At 72.3% G+C, this 20,086-nt stretch carries 17 protein-coding genes; 9 read left to right on the forward strand and 8 right to left on the reverse strand.

Features of this window, described 5'->3' with window-relative positions; genetic code table 11:
- Nucleotides 1-58 precede the first annotated feature (58 nt).
- Complete coding sequence (locus NMK44_RS27030) at nt 59-724, forward strand: hypothetical protein (protein ID WP_254747706.1); 666 nt, start codon at nt 59-61, stop codon at nt 722-724.
- Nucleotides 725-784: 60 nt separating this feature from the next.
- Here NMK44_RS27030 and NMK44_RS27035 read toward each other — a convergent pair whose 3' ends face one another.
- Together NMK44_RS27035 and NMK44_RS27040 are read right to left on the reverse strand one after the other, a co-directional pair.
- Nucleotides 785-1,291 (reverse strand): hypothetical protein, encoded by a 507-nt coding sequence (locus tag NMK44_RS27035; protein WP_254747708.1) that lies wholly within the window; start codon nt 1,289-1,291, stop codon nt 785-787.
- A complete protein-coding gene (locus NMK44_RS27040) occupies nt 1,288-3,159 on the reverse strand; it encodes a glycoside hydrolase family 15 protein (protein WP_254747710.1) in 1,872 nt (623 codons plus the stop codon). Before NMK44_RS27040 ends, NMK44_RS27035 begins: the two co-directional genes overlap by 4 nt.
- A 277-nt stretch (nt 3,160-3,436) precedes the next feature.
- Here NMK44_RS27040 and NMK44_RS27045 point away from each other — a divergent pair, with 277 nt between their 5' ends.
- Nucleotides 3,437-4,231, forward strand: a complete 795-nt coding sequence (locus NMK44_RS27045) for an SDR family oxidoreductase (protein ID WP_302888692.1) — start codon at nt 3,437-3,439, stop codon at nt 4,229-4,231.
- Nucleotides 4,232-4,249: 18 nt separating this feature from the next.
- Here NMK44_RS27045 and gcl read toward each other — a convergent pair whose 3' ends face one another.
- Together gcl and NMK44_RS27055 are read right to left on the reverse strand one after the other, a co-directional pair.
- Nucleotides 4,250-6,028, reverse strand: a complete 1,779-nt coding sequence (gene gcl / locus NMK44_RS27050; RefSeq protein WP_254747722.1) for a glyoxylate carboligase — start codon at nt 6,026-6,028, stop codon at nt 4,250-4,252.
- Nucleotides 6,029-6,164: 136 nt separating this feature from the next.
- Nucleotides 6,165-7,022, reverse strand: coding sequence for a LysR family transcriptional regulator (locus NMK44_RS27055; protein WP_254747724.1), 858 nt, complete (start codon nt 7,020-7,022; stop codon nt 6,165-6,167).
- A gap of 77 nt (nt 7,023-7,099) precedes the next feature.
- Between NMK44_RS27055 and NMK44_RS27060 the strand changes: the two genes are divergently transcribed.
- A complete protein-coding gene (locus NMK44_RS27060) occupies nt 7,100-8,029 on the forward strand; it encodes an EamA family transporter (protein WP_374215350.1) in 930 nt (309 codons plus the stop codon).
- 510 nt (nt 8,030-8,539) lie between these two features.
- Here the strand turns inward: NMK44_RS27060 and NMK44_RS27065 are convergent.
- A complete protein-coding gene (locus tag NMK44_RS27065; RefSeq protein ID WP_254747726.1) occupies nt 8,540-9,688 on the reverse strand; it encodes a baeRF2 domain-containing protein in 1,149 nt (382 codons plus the stop codon).
- Nucleotides 9,689-9,820: 132 nt separating this feature from the next.
- Between NMK44_RS27065 and polX the strand changes: the two genes are divergently transcribed.
- Nucleotides 9,821-11,563 (forward strand): DNA polymerase/3'-5' exonuclease PolX, encoded by a 1,743-nt coding sequence (gene polX / locus NMK44_RS27070; RefSeq protein WP_254747728.1) that lies wholly within the window; start codon nt 9,821-9,823, stop codon nt 11,561-11,563.
- Nucleotides 11,564-11,601: 38 nt separating this feature from the next.
- Here polX and NMK44_RS27075 read toward each other — a convergent pair whose 3' ends face one another.
- The gene (locus NMK44_RS27075) at nt 11,602-11,985 is read right to left on the reverse strand and encodes a hypothetical protein (protein WP_254747920.1); all 384 of its coding nucleotides are present in this window, start codon (nt 11,983-11,985) and stop codon (nt 11,602-11,604) included.
- A gap of 113 nt (nt 11,986-12,098) precedes the next feature.
- On the opposite strand from NMK44_RS27075, the gene NMK44_RS27080 reads away from it, so the two are divergent.
- A complete protein-coding gene (locus tag NMK44_RS27080; protein ID WP_254747730.1) occupies nt 12,099-12,884 on the forward strand; it encodes a uracil-DNA glycosylase in 786 nt (261 codons plus the stop codon).
- Between the two features lie 102 nt (nt 12,885-12,986).
- Here NMK44_RS27080 and NMK44_RS27085 read toward each other — a convergent pair whose 3' ends face one another.
- Nucleotides 12,987-14,693, reverse strand: coding sequence for a S1 family peptidase (locus NMK44_RS27085; RefSeq protein WP_254747732.1), 1,707 nt, complete (start codon nt 14,691-14,693; stop codon nt 12,987-12,989).
- Between the two features lie 327 nt (nt 14,694-15,020).
- On the opposite strand from NMK44_RS27085, the gene NMK44_RS27090 reads away from it, so the two are divergent.
- The gene (locus NMK44_RS27090) at nt 15,021-16,457 is read left to right on the forward strand and encodes a Gfo/Idh/MocA family protein (RefSeq protein WP_254747734.1); all 1,437 of its coding nucleotides are present in this window, start codon (nt 15,021-15,023) and stop codon (nt 16,455-16,457) included.
- Between the two features lie 229 nt (nt 16,458-16,686).
- A complete protein-coding gene (gene aroQ, locus NMK44_RS27095) occupies nt 16,687-17,166 on the forward strand; it encodes a type II 3-dehydroquinate dehydratase (protein WP_254747736.1) in 480 nt (159 codons plus the stop codon).
- 49 nt (nt 17,167-17,215) lie between these two features.
- On the opposite strand, the gene NMK44_RS27100 is transcribed toward aroQ, so the two are convergent.
- The gene (locus NMK44_RS27100; RefSeq protein ID WP_254747738.1) at nt 17,216-18,001 is read right to left on the reverse strand and encodes a DeoR/GlpR family DNA-binding transcription regulator; all 786 of its coding nucleotides are present in this window, start codon (nt 17,999-18,001) and stop codon (nt 17,216-17,218) included.
- Nucleotides 18,002-18,192: 191 nt separating this feature from the next.
- Between NMK44_RS27100 and NMK44_RS27105 the strand changes: the two genes are divergently transcribed.
- A complete protein-coding gene (locus tag NMK44_RS27105; protein WP_254747751.1) occupies nt 18,193-19,086 on the forward strand; it encodes an SIS domain-containing protein in 894 nt (297 codons plus the stop codon).
- Between the two features lie 66 nt (nt 19,087-19,152).
- Nucleotides 19,153-19,992 carry a class II fructose-bisphosphate aldolase gene (locus NMK44_RS27110; protein WP_254747753.1) on the forward strand — a complete coding sequence of 280 codons (840 nt, stop codon included), beginning with the start codon at nt 19,153-19,155 and terminating at the stop codon, nt 19,990-19,992.
- Nucleotides 19,993-20,086: the final 94 nt, after the last annotated feature.

Raw genomic sequence — 20,086 nt, forward strand, 5'->3', positions numbered from 1 at the left:
CGGTCCGCCGTCCGGCCCGAGGAGTCCCGGGTCCGGCGGCGGCCGGAAGGAGGACGTCATGGGCGCCACCGACGAACCACCGGGCCGGGCGCTGCGGACACCACGGGCCGCCGGGGCCGCGGGGATCCTCTCCGCGCTGCTGCTGGGCACCGTGGTGGTCCTGGTCCACGCGGCCATCCCGGACCACCCGACCGACGCGGGCGCCTGGCTCGCGGACGGCTCCAGCCGCGATTCGCTGAACGTGGCGCTGCAACTGGTGCCGTTCGCGGGCATCTTCTTCCTGTGGTTCATGGGCGCGGTACGGGACTACGTGGGCGTGGCGGAGGACAAGTTCTTCGCGACCCTCTTCTTCGGCAGCGGAGTGCTCTATCTCGCGGTGATCTTCGTTCTGGCGGCGGCCGTCGGCGGGCTGCTGGCGCTCGCGGGCAGCGCGTCCTCCGCGCAGTTGCGGATGTGGGAGTACGGACGCCATCTGACGCTGGTGCTGCTCTCGTCGTACTCCACCCGGATCGCGGCGGTGTTCGTCCTGTCGGCCACGACGCTCTGCCACCGGCTGGGGATGTTACCGCGCTGGCTGACGTGGTCCGGCTACGCGGTGGCGGTGGTGCTGCTGTTCGTGGTGAGCACCGACGCCTGGTTCGCGCTGGTGTTCCCGCTGTGGGTGCTGGTGGTCAGCGCCCGGGTGCTGCGGGTGGCACTGCGCCCCACGACGCAGCCGGAGTGACCGCACCGGGGCGGGTCCGGCGGATCCCGGTCCTGCAGATCCCGGTCCGCCGGACCCGCCTCAGTGTGTCAGGGTCGCCTTGGCGGCCACGATGACCAGCCCGAGCAGCAGATTGCCCGCTCCGGCCACCACGGTCAGCCGCAGGGAGGCCCCGGCGCGCCGCACGGCCACGCTCGCCCAGCCGACCTGTTCGGCCACCGCCACGACCAGTGCCAGCCAGGTGGTGCCCTCCATTCCCAGCCCCAGCAGCGGGCTGATCGCCACGGCGGCGGCGGGCGGTACGGCCGCCTGCACGATGGGCCACTCGTGGAGCGCGACCCGGCGCACCTCCCGTGCGGTGAGCTGCCGTTCGCCCAGCCGCTCCCCCGCGAGCCGGGCGTAGACGTGGGCGGCCCAGAACACCAGCCCGGTGATCAGCAGCAGCGCGACCAGCTGGAGCCGGGGGTAGGGGCCCGGGGTCCCGGTTCCGGCCGCCACGGAGGCGGCCAGCAGCGAGCCGTAGACCGCCCCGGAGTAGTCGCGGGGTCGCGCGGGCGCGGTGCGCACCCGCTCCCCGGCGGTGCTCATGCGGTGCTCTGGCCCAGCACGGGTCCCACCCATCCGGAGCCGTGGTCGAGCTGGTAGTCGAGGTTGACCGCGGCGTTGACCAGGGCGAGGTGGCTGAACGCCTGGGGGTAGTTGCCCAGTTGCTCGCCGGTGAGCCCGATCTCCTCGGAGAACAGCCCCAGGTGGTTGGCGTAGGTGAGCATCTTCTCGAAGATCAGCCGGGCCTGTTCCAGCCTGCCGGAGCGGGCGAGCGCGTCCACGTACCAGAAGGTGCACATCGAGAAGGTGCCCTCCGAGCCCGCAAGACCGTCGGGTGAGGCGGCGGGGTTGTAGCGGTAGACCAGGCTGTCGGACACCAGCTCCTCGTCCATCGCGTCGAGGGTGGACAGCCACATCGGGTCGCGGGGTTCGACGAAGCCGATCAGCGGCATCAGCAGCAGCGAGGCGTCGAGCACGGGCGAGCCGTAGTGCTGGACGAACGCCTGACGGTCCCGGTTCCAGCCGCGGTCCATGATCTGCTGGTAGACGGAGTCCCGGGTGACCCGCCACATGGTCTGGTGGCTGGGGCGGCCGCGGCTCTCGGCGAGCCGGACCGCACGGTCCAGGGCCACCCAGGACATCATGCGGCCGTAGGTGAAGTCCTGCCGACCGCCGCGGGTCTCCCAGATGCCCTCCTCCGGGCGGTCCCAGTTGTCGCAGAGCCAGTCGATCACCCGCGACATCTCGGACCAGCCCCGGTGGCCGACGGTGATCCCGTGGGTGTCGGCGTGGTAGAGCGAGTCCATCATCTCGCCGTAGATGTCGAGTTGCAGCTGATCGGCGGCGCCGTTGCCGATCCGGACCGGTCCCGAGCCGCGGTAGCCCTCGAAGTGGTCGAGGGTCTCCTCCACCAGATCGGAGCTGCCGTCCACCCGGTACATGATCTTCATCGGACCCGAGCCGTCGCCCGCCTTCTCCACCACGCGGTCGCGCAGCCAGTTGGCGAACGCCTCGGCCTCGGCGGTGAAGCCCAGTCCGATCAGCGCGTAGACGGAGAACGAGGCGTCCCTGATCCAGGTGTAGCGGTAGTCCCAGTTGCGCTCTCCGCCGATCTGCTCGGGGAGCGCCGCGGTCGGGGCGGCCACCAGCGCCCCGGTGGGCGCGTAGGTCATCAGTTTGAGGGTGATGGCGGACCGGGCGACCGTCTCCCGCCAGCGCCCGGTGTACCGCGAGCCGCGCGTCCACCGGCGCCAGAAGTGGGTGGTCTCGTCCAGCATCCGCAGGATCTCGTCCTCGGGCACCCGCCGGGGGGCGACCGCGTGGCCCGCCGCCGCGGTGTCCAGTACGACACCGGCGGCCTGGCCCGCGGCCAGGTCGAGGGTGGAGCGGATGTCGCCGTCGGCGGCGTGGATCTCGGTGTGCTCACTGACCCGGTCCCCCGCGGGGTGCAGGGTGATGTCGACGGTGTCGCCGTGGAAGATGGCTCCCTCGTCGTACACCTTCAGGGTGTGGCGTTCCCGCCCGTACCCGGGGCGAGGGCAGCAGTCCAGCTCGAACCGCATCTGCCCGCGCACCACGCGGATCATCCGGATCAGCCGGTGACGGTCGGTGGCGGTGGCCGGGGCCACCGGCATGAAGTCATACACCTCGCCGACACCGTCGGGGGTCATGAACCGGGTGATGAGGATGGCGGTGTCGGGGAGGTAGAGCTGTTTGGTGATGTAGTCCGGATGTCCCGGGGTGATCCGGAAGTGTCCGCCGCGCCGCTGGTCGAGCAGGGCGGCGAAGACGCTCGGCGAGTCGAACCGCGGACTGCAGAACCAGTCGATCGTGCCATCGGTGGCCACCAGCGCCGCGGTCTGGAGATCTCCGATGAGCCCGTGGTCACTGATGTTCGGATAGGTGTCCATCGTGGGGTCCTCCCACCGGATTCGCCACCCGTGCTCAGCCTCGCACCATCGTCGCACCGCGCGCCCGGTCCCGCTCGCCGACGGCGACCGCTCCGGCTCACCCCGCGTTGCGCCGCTGGAACGATGTACATCGGCTCAGTGGGTGACCGTGGTGCCCGTCGTGGGCGGCGGCGCCGTCCCGGGCTGCGAGGGTCATTGCGCCACCGGGACGTCACCGCGAAGGAGAGCGCCAGTGAACGCCAGTGCCGACCAGCCCCGTCCGATCCCGCTGCCACCCCTGCTCACCGGGCAGAAGGCCCTGGTGACCGGGGCGAACTCGGGCATCGGCAAGGCCACGGCGCTCGCCCTGGGCCGCGCGGGCGCCGATGTGGTGGTCAACTACATCTCCGACCGCCCCGCGGCCGAGGCCGTGGTCAAGGAGATCGAGGGCCACGGGGTGCGGTCCTACGCCCACCAGGCGGATGTGTCCCAGGAGGACCAGGTGGTCGACATGGTCGGCGCCATGGTCGACCGGTTCGGCACCATCGACGTCCTGGTGTCCAACGCAGGGCTCCAGCGGGACGCCCCGACGGTGGAGATGACGCTGGCGCAGTGGCGACAGGTCCTGGACGTCAATCTCACCGGCCAGTTCCTGTGCGCCCGGGAGGCGATCAAGGAGTTCCTGCGGCGCGGGGTGGTGCCGGAGGTGTCCCGCGCGGCCGGGAAGATCGTCTGCATGAGCTCGGTCCACCAGATCATCCCGTGGGGCGGCCATGTGAACTACGCGTCGTCGAAGGGGGGTGTCGGAATGATGATGCAGACCCTGGCCCAGGAGCTCGCCCCGCAGAGGATCCGGGTGAACGCGGTGGCGCCCGGTGCCATCAAGACCCCCATCAACCGCGACGCGTGGGAGACCCCGGAGGCGCTGGCCGATCTGCTGACCCTGATCCCCTACGGCCGGATCGGCGTCCCGGACGACATCGCCAACGCCGTGGTGCTGCTCGCCTCGGACCTGACCGACTACGTGGTGGGCACCACCCTCTACGTGGACGGCGGGATGACCCTCTTCCCCGGTTTCGCGACGGGCGGCTGACGGATCGCCGCTTCCGGCTCAACCGAGGGCGGTGTGCACGGCGGTCGGGGCATGGCCGGGCACGGTGGCCGGTTCCTCGAACTCGACGACGTTGTCCAGTTCGGTGCCCATGGCCACGTTGGTGACCCGTTCCAGGATGACCTCCACCATGACCGGCACCCGGTACTCGGCCATCAGCTTCTTGGCCTCCTCCAGCGCCGGGAGGATGTCGTCCGGGGCATGGACCCTGAGCGCCTTGCAGCCCAGCCCCTCCACGACCTTCACATGGTCGACGCCGTAGCCGCCCAGCTCGGGGGCGTTGACGTTGTCGAAGGAGAGCTGGACACAGAAGTCCATGTCGAAACCGCGCTGGGCCTGGCGGATCAGCCCCAGATAGGCGTTGTTGACGACCACGTGGATGTACGGGATCCGGAACTGCGCCCCGACGGCCAGTTCCTCGATCAGGAACTGGAAGTCGTAGTCGCCGGAGAGCGCCACCACGGTGGCGTCCGGATCGGCGGTCGCCACCCCGAGGGCGGCCGGGGCGGTCCAGCCCAGCGGACCGGCCTGACCCGCGTTGATCCAGTGCCGCGGGCGGTAGACGTGCAAGAGCTGGGCGGCCTGGATCTGGGAGAGGCCGATGGTGCTCACATAGCGGGTCTCCCGGTCGAAGGCCCGGTTCATCTCCTCGTAGACCCGCTGCGGCTTGACCGGTACGTCGTCGAAGTGGGTCCTGCGCAGCAGGGAGCCCTTGCGCCGCAGACAGCTCCCGGCCCAGGCGGAGCGGTCCGTGAGCGCTCCGCCGCGCCGGAGCTCCCGGGCGGCTTCCACGAAGAGCTCCAGGGCGGCCCCGGCATCGGAGACGATGCCGAGGTCGGGCGCGAACACCCGGCCGATCTGGGTGGGTTCGATGTCCACGTGGACGAAGGTCCGCCCCCGGGTGTAGGTCTCGATGCCTCCGGTGTGGCGGTTGGCCCAGCGGTTGCCGATGCCCAGGACGAAGTCGGACTCCAGCAGGGTGGCGTTGCCGTACCGCTGGGACGTCTGGAGGCCGACCATGCCCGCCATCAGCGGATGGTCGTCGGGGATGGAGCCCCAACCCATCAGAGTGGGCACCACCGGCACCCCGGTCAGCTCGGCGAACTCCACCAGGAGGGCGGACGCGTCGGCGTTCACCACTCCGCCGCCCGCGACGATCAGCGGGCGTATCGAGGCCTGGAGCATGGCCAGGGCCTTGTCGATCTGGGCGCGGGTGGCGGCGGGCCGGTAGACGGGCAGCGGCGCGTAGGTGTCCGGGTCGAACTCGATCTCGGCTCGCTGGACGTCGATGGGCAGGTCGATGAGGACCGGACCGGGCCGTCCGGAGCGCATCAGGTGGAATGCCTGCTGGAACGCGCCCGGCACCTGGGCGGGTTCCAGGACGGTCATGGCCATCTTGGTCAGCGGTCCGGCCACCGAGGCGATGTCCACCGCCTGGAAGTCCTCCTTGTGCAGGGCGGCCACCGGCGCCTGCCCGGTCACGCACAGGATCGGGATGGAGTCGGCGCCCGCCGAGTAGAGCCCGGTGATCATGTCGGTTCCGGCGGGGCCGCTGGTGCCGACGCACACCCCGATGTTCCCGGCCCTGGCCCGGGTGTAGCCCTCGGCCATGTGCGAGGCGCCCTCGACGTGCCGGGCGAGGACGTGGGTCAGGCCGCCGTCGTCGCGCATCGCGGCGTAGAAGGGGTTGATCGCCGCACCGGGGAGGCCGAAGACGTGGGTGGTGCCTTCACGCTTCAGGATCTCCACCGCTGCCCGGGCCGCGGTCATGCGCGCCATGAGGTTGCTCCTGGGGGTAGGACCGTCTCTCCGGATGCGTCATCCCACTCTTCCGCATCGCGGAAACTAAATTTTGCTTGACGGAAAAGATGGTCCACGCGCGGAGGGACCCCGTCAAGGGGTGCGCGGCGGACGCTCAGCCCTCCCGCCGGTAGAGGTCGGTCAGCAGCGCCACGGCGGCGGGGGCGGCCGGATGGGGGTCGTCCCGCCACCAGATGAGCCGCACGGGGATGGGCGCGGCGTCCCGCAGCGGCCGGAACACGATCCCGGCCCGCGGGTACTGGGTGACGGTGGACTCCGCCGTGATCCCGACGCAGCGGCCGGTGGCGATGACCGAGAGCCAGTCGTCGACGTCCTGGGTGTACTCCATGGCCGGGCGGCGGTCCGGCGGCCACAGATCGGCGGTGGTGGTGCCGGTGCGCCGGTCGATGACCAGGGTGCGGTCACCGGTCTCGGCGAGCCGGAGGGAGCGGCGGCGTACCCACCGGTCGTCGGCAGCCATCGCGCAGTAGCGCCGCTCCAGGCCCACCACCACGCTCTCGATCCGCCGGTCCTCGGGATCGGTGCGCACCACGGCGATGTCGCACGCACCCTCGGCGAGTCCGCCGGTGGCGGAGTTGGTGCGCACCAGGTGCAGTTCGACATCGGGGCGCGCGGCGGGCCAGCGGCGCTGGAACTCCAGGGTGTGGCGGCCCATGGCCGACCAGGCGTGGCCGATCCGCAGCCGGCGGTGGCCGCTGGCCGCCTCGCGCACCAGGTCGTCGGCCTCGGCCAGCAGACGCCGGGCGCGGGAGAGGACCTGGGTGCCGGCCGCGGTGGGCACCACCTCACGGCTGGTGCGGCGCAGCAGCCGTACACCGAGCACGGTTTCGAGCGAGGCGAGGGTACGGGAGACCGCGGCCTGGGAGACGCCCAGGTCGATGGCGGCGTCGGTGAAGCTGCCCGCGTCGGCGATCGCGACGAGACAGCGGAGCTGCCGTAGTTCGAGATGCATAACTCAAGCGTATGGATAACGCGTCTCATGCATTTTGCGGAAGCGCGGAGCGGCCCCACGCTCGGTGCATGCGGACGATGGCGCGCGGGCAGCGGACGGCCCGGACCGAGGCGGAGATCGCGGTCGCGGGCGGGGAGACGGCGGTTTCCGGCGGGGACGGCGAGCGGCGCGGCCGGCTCGCGGGGATCGCCATGATGTGCGGCAGCGGACTGTCCAATCAGACCGGTGCCGCCATCGGCGCGCTGGCCTTCCCGGTGATCGGCCCGGCCGGGGTGGTGGCGGTGCGCCAGTGGGTGGCGGCGGTGCTGCTGCTGGCCGTCGCACGGCCCCGCCTGCGGTCGTTCACCGCCCGGCAGTGGCGTCCGGTGCTGCTGCTGGCGGCGGTGTTCGCCACCATGAACCTGTCGCTGTACAGCGCGATCGACCGGGTGGGGCTGGGCCTGGCGGTGACCCTGGAGTTCCTCGGCCCGCTGGCGGTGGCGCTGGCCGGTTCCCGGCGGGCCGTGGACCTGGGGTGTGCGCTGGTCGCGGCGGGCGGGGTGGTGACCCTGACCCGCCCGCAGCCGTCCACGGACTACCTCGGCATCGGGCTCGGCCTGCTGGCCGCGGTGTGCTGGGCGTCCTACATCCTGCTCAACGGGACGATCGGGCGCCGGCTGCCGGGAGCGGAGGGTTCGGCGGCCGCGGCCGGAATCTCGGGGCTGCTGTTCGTACCCGTCGGGATCGTGGTGCTGCTCCACCGGCCGCCGACCGTTGGGGCGCTGGTCTGCGCGGCCGTCGCGGGAGTGCTGTCCTCGGCGGTGCCGTTCCTCAGCGATGTGCAGGCGCTGCGACGGGTGCCCGCGCGGTTCTTCGGGATCTTCATGAGCGTCAACCCGGTGCTGGCCGCCGTGGTCGGACTGGTGGTGCTGGGCGAGTCGCTGACGTGGAGTGCCTGGGCGGCCATCGCCGCCGTGGTGGTCAGCAACGCGGTCAGCGTCCTGGCGTCGGGGCGCCGCGCCGGGTGACGCGTCGGCGGAGGACCTCGTGGGACCTAGTGGGTCTGCACCCACCAGGCCATCAGACCGATGGCCGCGGTGCCGCACGCATACGAGGCACCGCGGACGAAGTTCGCGGCGGCGAGCCGGCCGTATCGACGCCATCTGCTGCGGGAACGACTGGGTAGGGGTGGGCGAACCTCCATCGTGTGCATGTGGAGCCCCTTTCATGAACGGGGGGACGACGCGCTGAAGAAAGCATACAAAAGTGTGAACTTGCACTATGTATCGGACTCGCCGGGAAAAGAGAATTCCGACCAGATGTCAGAACCGGACGACCGACGGGACTTGACCGCGACCGGGACCCCACCGCGCCCCGCGCCACCGCACACGCCCTGACGCACCGCGGCCGTGGGGCGCCCCGGCCCCCCCCCCCCCCCCCCCCCGCCGACAGACAGGCCCCCGCCCCCCCCCCCCCCCCCTGCCCCGCGGGGCGCGGCCCCCCGCGACCCCCCCGCGGGCCCACGGCCCGGATGTCTCTCAGGCGCCGTGCCAGCGCAGGACCGCGCCCAGCCCGCCGGCCGGGCCGGACACCCCCTCGGGCACCAGCAGCACCTCGGTGTCCGCCACCGCCGCCGAACGCATCAGCGCGTCATCCGCCCGCGCGGGCTCGGGGGTGCTCACCCCGAGCGCCCGCGCCTGGGCGCGCTGCACCGCCACCTGATCGGCCGCGGGGCCGACCCACACCTCATGGCGCATATCGCCGCCCGCCTGGCCCAGCAGCAGGGTGGCCGCCTGGTGGCTGCGCATCGCCTCGACCACGGCGGGCACCCCCTCCGCCGCGCCGCTGGGCGCGCTGCCGTCGTGGCCGCTCTGGGCACCCGGACGGCCGCGTCCGGCGCGGAAGGCGTCGAGGACGGTCTCCAGGTGGGCGCGGGCGTGCTCGGCGCGGGCGTGGTCGATCTCCGCCTCCAGCAGCTCCCGCGCCCCGCCCCCGGCCCGGCTGCCGCGCTGCACCTCCACCGCCCGCTCGCGCAGCGGCTCGGGCAGCCGGTCGCGCACGGCACGGCGCTCCCGTGGGTCACCGGTGAGGATCAGCAGCTGGGCGGGACGGTCCGACCAGCGGCGCATCAGCTCCTCGGCGACCTGGTCGGCGGTGTGGTCCCAGGTGTTCTCCATCCGGTTGCGATAGCGCCACTCGTACCGGTCGGCGGGGACGGACCGGTGTCCCCGGCCCTGCGGGGTCCCGCCCGAGGTGTGACACACCGGATGGGTGCCACCGGCGTCCAGCAACTCCAGATCGGCGCCCGCCCGGTCGACGTGGGCCAGCAGGCAGGACGGCCACTCACCGCGCAGGGCGGCCAGCGGCGCCACACGTGGCAGCGACGTCCACGAGGTGGCCACATCGCCCGGCGACACGGCCAGCGGCATGTCCAGGATCACCTCACCGCCCGCGGCGAACAGCGCACGCCCCGCGGTCGGCCTGGTCACCCGCTCTCCGGCGAGTCTGCCGACCACCGCCTCGCAGGTGGCGGGGTCGGCGCCGAGACCGGTCAGCTGATCGGCCACATAGCGCTCCCGCAGCTTGCGGCGGCGGGGCGCGTCCTCCGTGGTCCGCGAGGTGTCCATGTAGACACACGCCCACGGACCGGGACGATCGAACAACGGCTTCAGGAAACCAACGTCCATGACCTCCCCCAACCCGGGGAAACGCACGGCCGGAACCCCTCGACCGGAAGCCGTCCCGGTCGCGGTCCCATTCCTGCACACCAGGATCCCTCCACCTCACCGGGATCGCCAGAGCCGACTAGAATCACTGCCATGGCTCGCTCCAACGAGGAGGTCGAAGCCCTCCTGCGCGAGTACGCCGATCTGCTGCTGATCACGGGCGGGGACGCGTTCCGGGCGCGCGCCTACGAGAAGGCCGCGCGGGCCATCGGCGGTCACCCCGTGGATGTGGCGCGGCTGGACGAGAAGGGCCTGCGCGCGATCCCGAACGTCGGCCGGTCCATCGCCGACAAGGTCCTCGCATTCCTCACGACCGGGACCGTGCCCGCCGTCGAGGAGGCGCGGGCCGCCATCCCCGCCGGGGTCCGCGAGCTCACCGCCATCCCCGCCCTCGGCCCGAAGAAGGCCATGCTGCTCTACGAGGAGCTGCGGATCTCCTCGGTCGACCAGCTCGCGGACGCGATCGAACAGCACAGACTGCGTGATCTGAAGGGCTTCGGACCGAAGTCCGAGGAGAACATCGCGCACGGCATCGGATTGCTGCGGGCCGCCGGGAACCGCATTCCGCTGGACGAGGCCATGGAGGTGGCCGATGACATCGTGGCCGCCCTGTCCGCGGTGCCCGGCTGCCGGCGGTGTGCGTACGCGGGGTCGCTGCGGCGGATGAGGGAGACCGTCGGGGACGTCGACATCCTGGTGGCGGCGGCGGAATCCGCCCCGTTCATGGAGGCGTTCACCGGGCTGCCGTTCACCGCCGAGGTCATTGCGCACGGGTCGAAGAAGACCTCGATCCGCACCACCAAGGGGCTCCAGGTGGACCTGCGGGTACTGCCGCTGGATGCGTGGGGCGCGGGAATGCTGTACTTCACCGGCTCCAAGGCGCACAACATCCGGGTCCGCGCCATCGCCGTACGGCACGGACTCAAGCTCTCCGAGTACGGCCTCTTCGAGGCCAAGAGCGGGAAGAAGATCGCCTCGCGCAGCGAGGAGGACGTCTACGCCCGGCTCGGCATGGAGTGGATCCCGCCGACGCTGCGCGAGGACCGCGGGGAGATCAAGGCCGCCCTGGACGGCAGTCTGCCCGCGCTGGTCCGGGAGTCCGATCTCCGCGGCGACCTGCACACCCACACCGATCTGACCGACGGCCTGGAACCGCTGGAGAACATGATCGCCAAGGCCGAGGGACGGGGGTACGCGTACTACGCCGTCACCGACCACGCCCCGAAGCTGTACATGCAGCAGATGACCGAGGAGAAGATGCTGGCCCAGCGGAAGCGGCTGCGGGAGCTGGACCGGGGGCGCGGCCACCGGGACACCCGGCTGCTGCACGGGGTGGAACTGAACATCGACGCCGACGGCGAGGTGGACTGGCCGGGCGAGTTCCTCGAGGACTTCGACGTGTGCGTGGCCTCGGTGCACTCGCAGTTCGGCCAGGACCGGGACACCATGACCCGGCGGCTGGTGCGGGCCTGTGAGAACCCCCATGTGAACATCATCGGCCACCCCACCACACGGCTCATCGGCAAACGGCCGGGTGTGGACGCCGACTTGGACGAGGTGTTCGCCGCGTGCGCGCGCACCGGCACCGCGCTGGAGATCAACGCCCATCCCGACCGGCTGGACCTGTCCGACGAGAACATCCTGCGGGCGAAGTCGCACGGGGTGGTGTTCGCGCTGGACAGCGATGCGCATTCGACCCGCGATCTGGACCATATGCGCTTCGGGGTGGGCATGGCCCAGCGCGCCTGGCTCACCACGGACGATGTCATCAACACCTGGTCACTCACCCGGCTGCGGCGCTTCCTGCACACCAAGCGCACCGGCGGCGGCCGTTGAGCCGCACCGGGAGCCGGGCCAGCGGCCGGTGGTCCGGATCAGCGGCCGCTGCGGTCGCGCTCGGGTGCGAGCAGACCCACCACGGACAGCGCTGCCCAGCCCACCGACACGGCGACGGCCGCGGCACGCCGCTCCCGGCCGGGCAGGGTGCGGCCCAGCAGCCCCGCGTCACCGAGGTCAGCGGCGATCCGCAGCGCGGTGGCCGTGGTCAGCGCGGGACCGCGCGGCGCCACGGCCATGGCGAGCCCGCTGGCCGCCTCCCGCAGCCCGAGCGGGCGCAGCGAGACCCGGGTGGCGGGCTCCGTCCGGCCCTGCGCGTCCACCAGCCCCGAAGGTCTGGCGAGCAGCGCGGGCCATGCCGTCACCGCCACGCCGTAGAGCGCCGTGGCCGTACCCACCGTCCGCAACAGGCCCACCCGCATCGCCCGTGTCACCCTCTTCCGTCTCCGTGATCGTCATGGTCTCTGCCCCGCATGCTACGAGGCGTCCTCATCGGACGGGAACGGTCCGTCAACTCCGTCAGCCAGGAACCCCTATGGCCCAGCCCGAACGTGACAGCGACCCCGCATCCGGCACCTGGCCCGCCCGGTGCGCGCCGGGCGCCCGCGACCTGGACGAACTGGATGCGCGGATCTGCCGCTGCCGGGCGTGTCCACGGCTGGTGGAGTGGCGGGAGGAGACCGCCCGCACCAAGCGCCGTGCCTTCGCCGACCAGGAGTACTGGGCCCGTCCGGTACCGGGGTTCGGACCGCCGGACGCCGCGCTGGCGGTCGTGGGTCTCGCCCCGGCCGCGCACGGTGGCAACCGCACCGGCCGGATGTTCACCGGTGACCCCTCGGGGGACTTCCTGTACGCGGCGCTGTACGCCGTGGGCCTGGCCGGCCAGCCCACCTCCACCCACCGGGGGGACGGTCTGGAGCTGCACGGTGTGCGGGTCACGGCGCCCGTGCACTGCGCCCCGCCCGCCAACCGGCCCACCCCCGGGGAGCGGGACACCTGCCGTCCGTGGCTGGTCCGGGAACTCACGCTGCTGCGGCCGGGGCTGCGCTCGGCCGTGGTGCTCGGCGGCTTCGGCTGGCAGGCGGTGCTGCCCGCGCTGGACGCCGCCGGGTGGCGGGTGCCCCGGCCGCGTCCGGTCTTCGCGCACGGCGCGCGGACCCGTCTGCCGGCGGCGGACGGGGGCCCGCCCCTGGAACTGTTCGGCTGCTATCACGTGAGCCGGCGGAACACCTTCACCAAGCGGCTCACACCGGAGATGCTGCGCACGGTGCTCCGCGGGGCTGCGGAGGCGGCCGGGTTGCCGGTGTCCGGCGCGGACTGACCGCACGGCCCGTACCGCCGGGGCGGTACGGGCCGTGCGGAGGAGGCCCCGGGCGCTGGGGCAGGAGGGCGCCCGGGGCCCCGTTCACGGGTTCACCCGCGGTCAGTTGAGCCCGGCGCCCGCGTCGGCGGCACCGCCTTCGTCACCCGCGCCCGCGTCGCCTCCGGCACCGCCGTCGGCCTCACCGGCACCGCCCTGGTCACCGGCACCGCCGTCGGCCTCACCGGCACCGCCCTGGTCACCGGCACCGCCCGCGGCACCAGCACCGCCCTGGTCACCGGCACCGCCCGCGGCGCCGGCGCCACCTTCGTCGCCCGCGCCACCGGCGCCACCCGCGGCACCGCCGTCGTCACCGGCGCCACCGGCGCCGCCCTCGTCACCGCCACCGCCGGCGTCAGCGCCGATCACGGCCCCGGTAGCCTCCAGCGCGGCGGTCACCGGCTGGAAGAAGGTCTCGCCGCCCTGGGTGCAGTCACCGCTGCCACCGGAGGTCAGACCGACCGCCGCGTCCTCGGCGAACATCGCGCCACCGCTGTCACCGGGTTCGGCGCACACATCGGTCTGGATGAGGCCGTTGACGATGTCACCGTTGCCGTAGTTCACCGTGGCGTTGAGACCGGTCACCTGACCGTCGGAGAGCCCGGTGGTGCTGCCGGAGCGCTGCACCTTCAGGCCCACGCTCGCCTCGACCGCGCGCCCGATGTCCTGGGTGCTGCCGTTCTGGAGGTCGACCGTGCTGGCCGCCTGGGTGTTGGCGTCGTCGTACATGACGAGCGCGAAGTCGTTCTCGGGGAACTTGGAGTCCTGGACGGTGCCCACCTGCTGGGCGCCCGCCTCGTCCGAGGTCCAGGTCTGCGAGGCGTTGCCGCAGTGGCCCGCGGTCAGGAAGCCCGGGGCGCCGTCGACGGTGACGTTGAACCCGAGGGAACACCGGGCGCCACCGCCGAAGATGGCGTCGCCGCCGTCGAGACCGCCCGCGGCCTCGCCACCGCCACCGGCACCTCCGGCGTCACCGGCACCGCCCGCGCCGCCTTCGCCACCGGCACCGCCCGCACCCTCGTCCCCGGCGCCACCGGCACCACCCGCACCCTCGTCTCCGGCGCCACCGGCACCACCGGCGCCCGCGTCACCCGCACCCCCGGCACCACCGGCTCCTGCGTCACCCGCACCCCCGGCACCGCCCGCGCCCGCGTCTCCGGCGCCACCGGCGCCACCGGCCCCGGCCTCGTCGCCCGCGCCGGCGTCACCGGCCGCGCCGCCCTCATCACCCGGCTGGGCCGGTTCCTCACCGTCGAAACGCTTGAACTCGCCCTTGGAGCGCTTCACGCTCACCAGGCCGTCCATCGCGTCGGTGGCCTTGGTCAGGGTGGCCCACTTGGCACCGGTCACGGTGCGGTCCGCGGTGACCCGGACCTGGTTGGTCACCGGGTCGATCGACCAGGCCGTACCGGGCACCGAGGCATCGCTGCTCAGTGTCTTGGTGGCGCCCTTCAGGTCCGCCATGCTGTTCTTGACGATCTTGGCTACGGCGCCCTTGGCGCGGACGTCCTCGGCGGAGTTCTCGTCCGTCACATTCATGACCAGCTTGCGCGAGCCGTTGTCGTAGTACCAGCCCGCCCCGCTGTCGCCGAGGTCCGTGGCGAGGGAACGGGCGAGCTTCACCGCCGCCTTGGACGAGAAGGTCCTGGCCTCCGACGACTTGTCCGGGCTGGCATTGGCGTTGGGCAGCAGGATGGCTGCCGCGCCGAGCGCGGCAATGGCCGCTCCGCCGATGGCAACGTTGCGCTTCTTCACACGTCGGTGGCTCAACTGAGTGACCTCCGGTAGAGGGGAGCGCGGGTGCCGCGTGGAGGTCCGGTCGACCGTGTTCTCCACGCCCCGCGCGGGGCCACCAGGTCGTACGCGGAGGCGTTTGATCCGTTCTCACCACCACTCACACTGTGATGAAAGGCTGCGCCGGGCCGTTCGTTATGAGTAAGCTCCGCCGCTTTCTCGCGCCGCCGACCGTTCCAATCATCCTGATGATTGTTTCTGATTGGAAGAGCCGCGCAATGAGCAACTCTTGACAGGCGCTGTCGTCGCCATCAGAGTCATCCCCGCTGCTTACCGGATACGGAGAGCCAGGAGTGATGCCTGATGCGCCAAATCCCCGCGGTCTCACGTCGATTGCTCCTGGGCGGCGCCCTGGCCACGGGCGCGCTGGCGGCGGGCACCGGGCAGGCGGTGGGTGCCTCCGCCGGGTCCGCCGCCCCGGTGCTGACGTCGGCGGCCCCGAAGCGGCGACCCGGCCAGAAGTCCATGATCGGCGTGGCCTATGAACCGCGCCGGACGGTCCGCACCGCGGTGATCGGGCTCGGAAACCGCGGCTACGAGATGTCCGCGGGCTGGTCCGCCATCCCCGGCTGCGCGGTCACCGCCGTCTGCGACATCCGCGCCGACCGCACCAAGCGCACCGCCGACCGGCTGGTCCAGCTCGGCAAACCGCGCCCCGCCGAGTTCGGTGGCTCCGACACCTCCTACGCCGAGATGCTCGAACGCGATGACATCGACCTCGTCTACATCGCCACCCCGTGGGAGTTCCACTACGAGCAGGGCAGGGCCGCGCTGCTGGCCGGGAAGCACGTCATCGTCGAACTCCCCATCGCCACCGAGCTGGACGAGCTGTGGGACCTGGTGAACACCTCCGAGCGGACCCGCCGCCATCTGATGCTGTCCGAGAACTGCTGTTACGGACGGAATGAGCTGGCCATGCTCAGAATGGCGCACGAGGGGGTGTTCGGCGAGGTCACCAACGGCCACGGCGGCTATCTGCACGATCTGCGCGAGCTGCTGTTCTCGGACACGTACTACACCGACGCATGGCGACGGCTGTGGCACACCCGCAGCACCGCCTCCTTCTACGCGATGCACGGGCTGGCCCCGGTCGCCGCGGCGATGGACATCAACCGCGGTGACCGGATGACCGTCCTGCGGGCCACCTCCACCGAGCCCAGGGGGCTGGCGGACTACCGCAAACGGTTCGTCCCGCGCTCCCATCCGTCGTGGAAGGAGACGTACATCAACGGTGACCTGGTCACCTGTCTGATCGACACGGCCGCGGGACGGGTGATCCGGGCCGAGCACGACGTCAGTTCACCGCGCCCCTACAGCCGTATCAACAGTCTCGCGGGCAGCCGCGGCATCTTCGAGGACTACACGGGCACTTCCAAGACCGGCGGGCGGGTCTATCTGGAGCCGGACCACAGCGGCCACACCTGGCACGACTTCGATTCCTACCGCAAGGAGTTCGACCACTGGCTGTGGCGGAAGCTCGCCGACGACGCCGCCAACGGCGGCCATGACGGCATGGACTACATCCTCCAGTGGCGCACCGTCCAGCAGATGCGCGCGGGCCTGGTGCCGGACATCGACGTCTACGACTCGGCGGCGTGGTGTTCACCGGTGCCGCTGAGCGTCACGTCCCTGGCGGCGGGCGGGCGCCCGGTGGCGATGCCGGACTTCACCCGTGGCCAGTGGGTCAATCACCGCCCGGGGCTGGACTCACGGGCCACGGAGATGCCGCCGGCCGGCTGACGCCGCGGACCCCGAGAAGGCACCGGACGGGGGGGGGGGGGGGGGGGGGGCGGCGCCCCCCCCCCCCCCCCCCGCGGCGCGGGCCGCGGCCGCCCCCTGCGTTGTGCGGGGGGGGGGGGGCCCGGGGCGCCGCGGGGCGGGCCCCACCGCCGGACCGGGTCCCATGGCCGGAACTCCCGCGCGGCGCTCTACGATGCAAGACCGGAACGCCCGAGGAAGGACCTCCGCCATGGCCATCACCCCTGTGCGCGACCGCACCACGATCATGGTCCTGAACGGGCCGAACCTGAACCTCCTCGGGCGCCGTCAGCCCGAGATCTACGGCACGGACACCCTGGCCGACGTCGAGAAGCTGGTCGCGGAGACCGCCGCGCCGCACGGTCTGTCCGCCGACTGCCGGCAGAGCAACCACGAGGGACAGCTGATCGACTGGGTGCAGGAGGCACGTGAGCGCCACGCGGCCGTCATCATCAACCCCGCCGGGTACTCCCACACCTCGGTCGCCCTGCGGGACGCCCTGGCCACCTGCGACGGAATGCCGATCGTCGAGGTGCATATCTCCAACATCCACCGGCGCGAGACATTCCGGCACCACTCCTATGTCTCGGAGCTGGCCGACGGTGTGATCGCCGGATGCGGTATCCAGGGGTACGCCTTCGCGGTGGAGCGGGCGGCCGCGCTGCTCGCCACCGCCCGGGCCTCGTCCTGAGGAGCCGTCGGACCGCCGGGCCCTGGTGTCCCGTCAGGCCCGATGACCGTCAGGCCCTGATGACCTGGACCCCGGCCTCGGCGTAGGGGGCGATCCGTGACTCGTCGGCGCCGGTGTCCGTGACCAGTACATCGATCGCGTCGAGCGGGCAGATCCGGGCGAACGCCCGCCGGCCCAGTTTGGAGCTGTCCGCCACGACCGCCACCCGCGCCGCGCGGGCGGCCATCAGGTGGTTGATGCTGGCCTCCCCCTCGTGGTGGGCGGTGGCCCCCTGGACCGCGTCCAGGGCGTCCACACCGAGGACCGCCAGATCGAGCGAGACCTCGGTGAGCACACCGGTGGCCAGCGGCCCCATGAGCTCGAACGACTGAGGGCGGGCGACCCCGCCGGTGAGCACGATCTTGACCTGGGGGCGCACCGCCAGCTCACTGGCGATGTTCAGCGCGTTCGTCACGATCGTGACGCCCGGACCGCCGTCGGCCGCGGTCAGCTCACCACGGGTGGCGATGGCGCGGGCGGCTTCGGTGGTGGTGGTCCCCCCGTTGAGGCCGACGATCGAACCGGGTTCGACCAGCCGGGCGACGGCCGCGCCGATCCGCTGCTTCTCCGGTGCGCGCCGGGCAGTCTTGTAGCGCAGCGGAAGGTCGTAGGAGAGGTTGTGCGCGATCGCGCCGCCACGGGTGCGGGTGAGCATCTGCTGCTGAGCCAGCTCGTCCAGGTCCCGCCGGATGGTCGCGGCGGAGACCGACAGCTCGGCGGCCGCCTCGTCGACCTCGATCCTGCCGTCCCTGGCCAGCAGCTCCAGCAGGGCGTTCCAGCGCTCGGGCCGCTTCACGCCGTCTCCTTAAGCCCTGTCTCGTGTCCGTCGGCACGGACATCTCATCCGGAGCGTCCATACCGTCTGCGCGGAAATCCCGCGATCGTCGCAGCTCACCCTACCCCTCGCCGCTCCACACTGGACTTCTCTGCAAGATCCTGCGCATTATCGGCTCAGAAGTTGCATCTCTGAGCACGCAGAGGAGCCCCATGAGCTACACCGAGGCCGAGATAGCCAGCCAGCCCGACTGCTGGCGGCGCGCGATCGCCCTGGCTCGGGATCCGGAGGGTCCGGTACGGGAGGCGCTGCCCCGGGCGGGTGAGCGGATCGCCGTCGTCGGATGCGGCACCTCGTGGTTCATCGCCCAGTCGTACGCGGCGCTGCGCGAAGCATCCGGTCAGGGTGAGACGGACGCGTTCGCGGCGTCGGAGATGCCGGTGGGCCGCTCCTACGACCGGGTGGTCGCCCTGTCCCGGTCGGGCACCACGACCGAGGTGCTGGAGCTGCTGGGCGCGCTGCGCGGTACGGTGCCCACCACCGTGATCACCGCGGTGCCCGGCTCCCCGGCGGTCGCCGCCGCCGACGCCGCGGTCGTCCTGGAGTTCGCGGACGAGGAGTCGGTGGTGCAGACGCGCTGGGCCACCACCGAACTGGCCCTGCTCCGCGCCCATCTGGGCGACCCGCTGGACGGGCTGGAGGCGGAGGGCAAGGCCGCGCTGGCCGAACCGCTGCCCGGGGAGCTGGTGACGGCCGGACAGTTCACCTTCCTGGGGCGGGGCTGGTCCTACGGGGTCGCGCTGGAGGCCGCGCTGAAGATGCGGGAGGCCGCCGGGGCGTGGACCGAGGCGTACCCGGTGAAGGAGTACCGCCACGGGCCGATCAGCGTCACCGGCCCGGGAAGCGTGGTGTGGTGGCTCGGTGAAGGGCCCTCGGGGCTGGCGGACGAGGAGGTCACCGGCCCCGGTGGCCGACTCGCCGGCCACGGCCGTGATCCGCTGGCCGAACTGGTCGTGGTGCAGCGGCTCGCGGTGGCGATCGCGGCGGCGCGCGGGCTGGACCCGGACCGCCCCCGCAATCTCACCCGGTCGGTGATCCTCCCGTGAGCGGGCAGCCGGACGGGGTACGGACGGGCGGGGAGCCCCGGAGCGACGGGCGAAGGGAGCCGGGCCATGCCGCTGGTGGCCACCGGTGAGATCGTCGGGCCGGCCGCGCGCGCCGGGCTCGGCGCGGGTGCGTTCAATGTGATCCAGCTCGAACACGCCCAGGCCATCGTGGCCGGGGCGGAGGCGGCCGGTGCCCCGGTGATCCTCCAGATCAGCGAGAACGCGGTGCGCTACCACGGTGCCCTGGCCGCCATCGGCCGGGCGACGGTGGAGGTGGCCCGCGCGGCACGGGTACCGGTCGCGGTCCACCTCGACCACGCCACCGGGCCCGACCTGGTGCGGGAGGCGGTCGAGCTCGGCTTCGGCTCGGTCATGTTCGACGCCTCGGCGCTGGACTACGACACCAATGTGACATCGACCGCCGCCGTGGTGGCCGGCTGCCACGCCCACGGGGTGTGGGTCGAGGCCGAACTGGGCGAGGTGGGCGGCAAGGACGGGGGGCACGCGCCCGGCGCCCGGACCGATCCGGCCCAGGCCGCCGCCTATGTGGCGGCCACCGGCGTGGACGCGCTCGCGGTCGCGGTCGGGACGTCGCACGCCATGGTGGTCAAGGAGGCGGTGGTCGATCTGGAGCTGGTCGCGGCGCTGCGCACGGCCGTGCCCGTTCCGCTGGTGCTGCACGGTTCCTCCGGGGTGCCCGAGGCGGATCTGACCCGGGTGGTGGAGGCGGGGCTGACGAAGGTCAACATCGCCACCCACCTCAATGTGGCCTACACCCGGGCCATTCGCGACCATCTCGCCGAGCACCCCGGGGCGGTGGATCCACGCCGCTATGTCGCCGCGGCGCGCGACGCGGTGGCGCATGAGGTGGCGCGGCTGCTGAAGCTGGTGCGTGCCGCCGCCTGACGGTGGGTGGTGGGGGGGGGGCCCCGGCCCCGCCCCCCCCCCCCCGGCCACCACGACCGGGGGGCCCCGGGGCCCCCCGCGGGTTGTTGACAAC

Source organism: Streptomyces cucumeris (assembly GCF_024295805.1).
In the GTDB taxonomy this organism is placed as follows: Bacteria; Actinomycetota; Actinomycetes; order Streptomycetales; family Streptomycetaceae; genus Streptomyces; species Streptomyces cucumeris.

Bases quoted from the DNA above. Each gene is read 5' to 3' on its own strand.
- NMK44_RS27030 (WP_254747706.1), top strand. From the start codon at position 59: ATGGGCGCCACCGACGAACCACCGGGCCGGGCGCTGCGGACACCACGG.
- NMK44_RS27035 (WP_254747708.1), bottom strand. From the start codon at position 1,291: ATGAGCACCGCCGGGGAGCGGGTGCGCACCGCGCCCGCGCGACCCCGC.
- NMK44_RS27040 (WP_254747710.1), bottom strand. From the start codon at position 3,159: ATGGACACCTATCCGAACATCAGTGACCACGGGCTCATCGGAGATCTC.
- gcl (WP_254747722.1), bottom strand. From the start codon at position 6,028: ATGGCGCGCATGACCGCGGCCCGGGCAGCGGTGGAGATCCTGAAGCGT.
- NMK44_RS27055 (WP_254747724.1), bottom strand. From the start codon at position 7,022: ATGCATCTCGAACTACGGCAGCTCCGCTGTCTCGTCGCGATCGCCGAC.
- NMK44_RS27060 (WP_374215350.1), top strand. From the start codon at position 7,100: ATGGCGCGCGGGCAGCGGACGGCCCGGACCGAGGCGGAGATCGCGGTC.
- NMK44_RS27065 (WP_254747726.1), bottom strand. From the start codon at position 9,688: ATGGACGTTGGTTTCCTGAAGCCGTTGTTCGATCGTCCCGGTCCGTGG.
- polX (WP_254747728.1), top strand. From the start codon at position 9,821: ATGGCTCGCTCCAACGAGGAGGTCGAAGCCCTCCTGCGCGAGTACGCC.
- NMK44_RS27075 (WP_254747920.1), bottom strand. From the start codon at position 11,985: ATGCGGGTGGGCCTGTTGCGGACGGTGGGTACGGCCACGGCGCTCTAC.
- NMK44_RS27080 (WP_254747730.1), top strand. From the start codon at position 12,099: ATGGCCCAGCCCGAACGTGACAGCGACCCCGCATCCGGCACCTGGCCC.
- NMK44_RS27090 (WP_254747734.1), top strand. From the start codon at position 15,021: ATGCGCCAAATCCCCGCGGTCTCACGTCGATTGCTCCTGGGCGGCGCC.
- aroQ (WP_254747736.1), top strand. From the start codon at position 16,687: ATGGCCATCACCCCTGTGCGCGACCGCACCACGATCATGGTCCTGAAC.
- NMK44_RS27105 (WP_254747751.1), top strand. From the start codon at position 18,193: ATGAGCTACACCGAGGCCGAGATAGCCAGCCAGCCCGACTGCTGGCGG.
- NMK44_RS27110 (WP_254747753.1), top strand. From the start codon at position 19,153: ATGCCGCTGGTGGCCACCGGTGAGATCGTCGGGCCGGCCGCGCGCGCC.